Here is a 4387-nt window from a genome sequence, read left to right on the forward strand (position 1 = left end):
ATTCGACCGGGTTGGTGCGGCCCGCAGGCGCAGCCGAGGACACGGCCCGGTCTAATCGGATTGCCCGAGGGGGAGGGTAGCACCCTCTCCCTGTCGGCCAGGGGCGTTTGGCTTGTCCAAATCCCGCTGGCCCACAAAACAGAAGCGGCGGGGCCATCAGCCCCGCCTCCGTGTTGCGGTCATTCAACTTTGAAAACTGAGTTCACAGGTTTGGGACTGAACTGCCATTCATGAAACTGGCGTCGATGGCCGCAGCCAGCCCAATCACGACATTCATGCTGCGCGCGGCGCATGCTTAGCTGCAGGCGCGAAAGCTCTCCCCATAAGCAGACCTTCGGTAGTGTCCCAGCACGTGGTGGAGGAGTTGAAGCAGAAGCCCGATGATGCTGGGCATATGTACCTGCACATCATCAGTCTGAAGAATTACATGACCGCGGATATCGAGGATAGAGAGTGATTCGGCTTTCCTCTTTCGAGAAAGATATCTGCCTCAATTATCCCCACGACAGCCTGTGGAATTGTGGGGGTAATTGAGGATAGGTGTGACAGTGTACTACATTTTGTGTGGACAACATTCGCAGTAAGCCCGCGCACTCATTGTGAAAAAATGTAAATGACATGAAATTTAGTGGCTTAGATTAATTGCGCTGAGGATGTGGAAAACAAAAGCCCACCGGCGCCACACCACATATTGACCATTTTTCACGTTGGCGGGATATTGGAGATGCTGCGAAATATGCAGTGAACTGCCGCAACCTACATCACAACTTTCACAGGGCGGTGGGTAGGTCGCGGCGCTAAAAAGCTCACAAGGAGACTTCATGACTGAGCGTATATATAAACGTCGTCTGCCGACAAGCAAAAATTGGGCTAAATCTGCCTCAGGTTTTGCATCATTCGGCTCATTCAAACTTTCCCAAACGCATGCCGATGGCAGTCACCTCATGATCACAGGTGATGGTCTTTCTGCGTTGATTTTGGCGATAGGGGCCGCGCTTGGCATAAGTGCCATTTGGGGCATGATACAGGTCTTCGCTTATTGATGGCTCTGCCCGGGCGGCACGTTCGCCCGGGCATTCCCAATGGGCAGATTAACACTCTAGCTGGCATGGTTACAGCCGCGATTGCTTGGTGGAGCGTCTGGTCTGGGAGGGAGGATCAGAATTGGCAGAGAAGCCAAGATCTCGGCAAGTGAGCATTTCTCAGTCTTCGAAAATCTGAAGTTGAGATTTATCACATCATAAATCTCAGTGAGACGTTGTACCGAAGTTTATTAAGCTAGTGCAGGTTCGCCGCTACCGTGTTGGTGTATCAAGGTGGATGCCCCCGTAGATTTCAATCAACTCGTCATAAGCTCCATGCAGACAACGTTCGTTAGCGTCGCAGCTATTGCGACGACGGAGCCAATCTGCGTGGAACTCGCGGAGCTTCGTGACTTGGACCTTAGGATTTCCAGATTCGAGAATGAAGAAGTATAGATTGTTCATGACTCTATCCTTCGCTCCGAGGTCAGTGCTGCGGCAAATGGCGTGTTCGGTTTCGATTGCTGCCTTGGAGCAATCGAAACTCGGACCATCGAACAGCTGATACCCGAATTGTCTCGCAGCGCCCTCGGCAACTAGGCAAGCATGTGCAAGCGTATAGTTCGGCCCCTTGGGCTTATAGTGTTCGATCTCACGTAGCCACAACTCGTGCCAGAAGTCTCCTACGAGGCCGATGCCCGCATCGTCGAGGGTTTCGATGCGGGGGATTATCCGGACATCGGACGTCCCGAACAGATCTTCACAAACCGAACCAGCGACCATAAGGCTAACTTTCTCGGCTGCCATACGATCTACAGTTGGGTTCTCCCAAGGCGGAATTACCTGCGTCCCGTCTTGCAAATAAATTTCGACGCCAAGAGATCGAGATCGGAAGGGCGTCAGAAGCTCAAGGTTTTTTGGACCCGCGCGGGTGAAGAACCGGATGGCCTCGACGCGGAGCCCGAGATGCGTCAAATAAGAGCCGATTTCAGCGTTGGCTTCACCGCTTTCTTCTAAGTAGTCACCTACTTGGCGATACGCTGCGTGAAAGCCGATCTGCGAGGTCTCCGCCATGTAGCGCCGCTCGGAAGCTAGCCATACGAGCCCACAAGCCGAATAGCATTCACTATCGGCAGTCACCATTGTTGCGAAGTTGCGAAGTCGGATGGTTGCACCAATACGAAGCGCCTCCCTTACCAGCCCGCCCGGGCTGTCAAGCACCAGCGTCAACTTAGATTGCCCTTCAACGAGACGCTCAAACTCCTCAGCATCCCCGCTCTTTATCTCCCCCTTCAGCTGAATGATGATTGGAACAGATGGGTCGTCTGAAAGTACAAATTTCTCGAACTGTGCAGAGGAAGCCGTGTACGGAAAAAATAGGAGAAAGAGGATTATAAACCGCATGACAGGATTTCTACACGCGGCAGGGCGAAATGAGAACCACCCTGCTTTGATTTGCGGCGCTCAAATACGTTAGTGACGCAAGAGTGGGTTGCCCCCCCTTGGCGCAACGCGCGGTTTGTTGCCATCGGTGCACTTGCAGCGGAATGGAGCTTTGTCTGCGCTGCTGCCAGTAGACCGGGCAACTATGCTGCGCTTGTGGCGAAGGTCAGCTCCTACGCGCGGCATCGTCGCAAAAAACTGCGGCGGGTCTTGTCTATTTACAGAGTTTGCAGATTCTGAAACCTGCGCTTCCCTGTCATTCGACCAGGGCGCGGCGTCGCTTCGACAATCTTACCAAGCCCGAGGGTCCGCTCCTGGCAAGTGTTTTGTGTCTGCAGCGAGGTCTGCGCCGTACTAGGCGTCTGTTTATCCATTGGCCAGCACGAGAGAGAGACATGGAACTTGGCGACATCATGCACTGAAGCCGGCTCAAAGGCGGGAACGTAGCTCATTCCGTGAGAAACCAATGAGACAGCCTGACATGATTATTCGAAACCGCTAAATCTTGATGATGATGAACAATGTAAGCCAATACACATGATCCCCCGTTAGAGATCATTACGTTCTCTCAACCAGATGATCGCTCGCTGGTTTGGTGTTCATATAACATCTCGACACCTGATTCATGCGAGCAGACTAGTCAGCGCCGCTGGCTTTGAAAAATGCGGGAATATCAGCATATATCTCAAAATTGTTAGACGCCTGGTTATTACGTAGCACCACGGTGGCATTATCCCAAAAACCCTCAGGGAAGCTTTTCGTGGCCGCATCTGTAGGCGTTTCAAAAAGCTCACCATTCCGCTTCATTTCTCTCAGTTCTTCGAGGGTCATTGTCGTGTTTTCTGACATTTTGCGTTCTCTGCTCATCCGATAGACCCAGTTGCCCGGACTGCACGCCGTGACACAGACAGGCTTGGTCCCCGCGGGTAACTAGGTTCTGCGCGAGTTAGTCTAGCACATTATTCGTGCCGTCTGTGACACATTCGAAAACTGTCGGTAGCGAGCGCTGGTACAGAGTTTTCTCAGTCTATGCGTGCAACGCAACGAACTGCGGATCCAGTCCGCAGCGGTGCTTAAAAGATATCAATAAATCCTAATTCGGTTGACTGTACAGGCGCACGCAGACGGGAAGGCGGACGGCCTAGGCGGTTCGGGGGCGGTTTTGGGGGTGGGAGATCGAGAACCTTGTGAAGCGAAAGCGCCGTTTGCCAATGAACACCCATTTTTCGGGCGAAGCTGTTAATCGTTCCAGTCCAGCGCCAAATGGCCAAGGCCTTTTTACGTGTAATCTTGGGCCGAGAATGCCGGGGATACACCTTTAGCCTGTTGATCTTAAACAACTTCGATAGGGTCGAAGGCTTCATGCCATTCTGTTTGGCAAGTGCCTCGCAGCTGCACCCACCTTTGTAGGCGTTATAAAGATCACGAATGTAGTCGATGCGCGTCAAGCGCAGGAGCTTTCTGACAAGCAGAGGGCTTATGCCGAAGTGGCGGGCGAGCTGCCGCAAATTCTGAAACCTAAAGTATGCTTCGCGAACCTCGTATGCGCTGATCGGTTGCCATATGACTTGGGCCCTACTGACGTAAGTACATGACAATGAACGATTTTTATCTGCGAAAACTTGGCTCAACACCGGTTTGTTTCACCCCGATGGACCCTGTCCGCGATGGCGGCGCAGCCGCGGCGTCTGACAATTCTCTCAGATGATATGTCCCAAGGAGTCCGACCTCCGAATTTTGGGGCATTCGATGTAAATGTATGAATTAAAACAATAATTTGAAATTTCTCAGCCGCCTCGTTACTGTTTTCAGCACCGGATTCGTCCGGGAGAGTCAGCCTTTCACTTGATGTGCCCCCATCGAGTGGTCCAATTTGAATGTTAATGCATCGTCGGTCTTTGGTCTATCGGGACGATGCTTTT

3 protein-coding genes are annotated in these 4387 nt (G+C 52.3%); 1 reads left to right on the forward strand and 2 read right to left on the reverse strand.

The genetic code is table 11. The features are described from left to right. Positions 1 to 821: 821 nt before the first annotated feature. Positions 822 to 1043 (forward strand): hypothetical protein, encoded by a 222-nt coding sequence (locus R0J92_RS21185; protein ID WP_411053091.1) that lies wholly within the window; start codon positions 822 to 824, stop codon positions 1041 to 1043. Between the two features lie 252 nt (positions 1044 to 1295). Here R0J92_RS21185 and R0J92_RS21190 read toward each other — a convergent pair whose 3' ends face one another. Next, complete coding sequence (locus tag R0J92_RS21190; RefSeq protein WP_411053092.1) at positions 1296 to 2426, reverse strand: hypothetical protein; 1131 nt, start codon at positions 2424 to 2426, stop codon at positions 1296 to 1298. A gap of 675 nt (positions 2427 to 3101) precedes the next feature. Beyond that, on the reverse strand, positions 3102 to 3296 hold the full coding sequence (locus tag R0J92_RS21195; protein WP_411053093.1) for a hypothetical protein: 195 nt from the start codon (positions 3294 to 3296) through the stop codon (positions 3102 to 3104). Between the last annotated feature and the right edge of the window lie 1091 nt (positions 3297 to 4387).

The sequence above is a fragment of the Tritonibacter sp. SIMBA_163 genome (assembly GCF_046535935.1).
Taxonomy (GTDB): Bacteria; Pseudomonadota; Alphaproteobacteria; order Rhodobacterales; family Rhodobacteraceae; genus Epibacterium; species Epibacterium scottomollicae.

What these genes read in the sequence shown, in the direction of transcription:
- R0J92_RS21190 (WP_411053092.1), bottom strand. Translation starts at nt 2,426, where the DNA reads ATGCGGTTTATAATCCTCTTTCTCCTATTTTTTCCGTACACGGCTTCC.
- R0J92_RS21195 (WP_411053093.1), bottom strand. Translation starts at nt 3,296, where the DNA reads ATGACCCTCGAAGAACTGAGAGAAATGAAGCGGAATGGTGAGCTTTTT.
- R0J92_RS21185 (WP_411053091.1), top strand. Translation starts at nt 822, where the DNA reads ATGACTGAGCGTATATATAAACGTCGTCTGCCGACAAGCAAAAATTGG.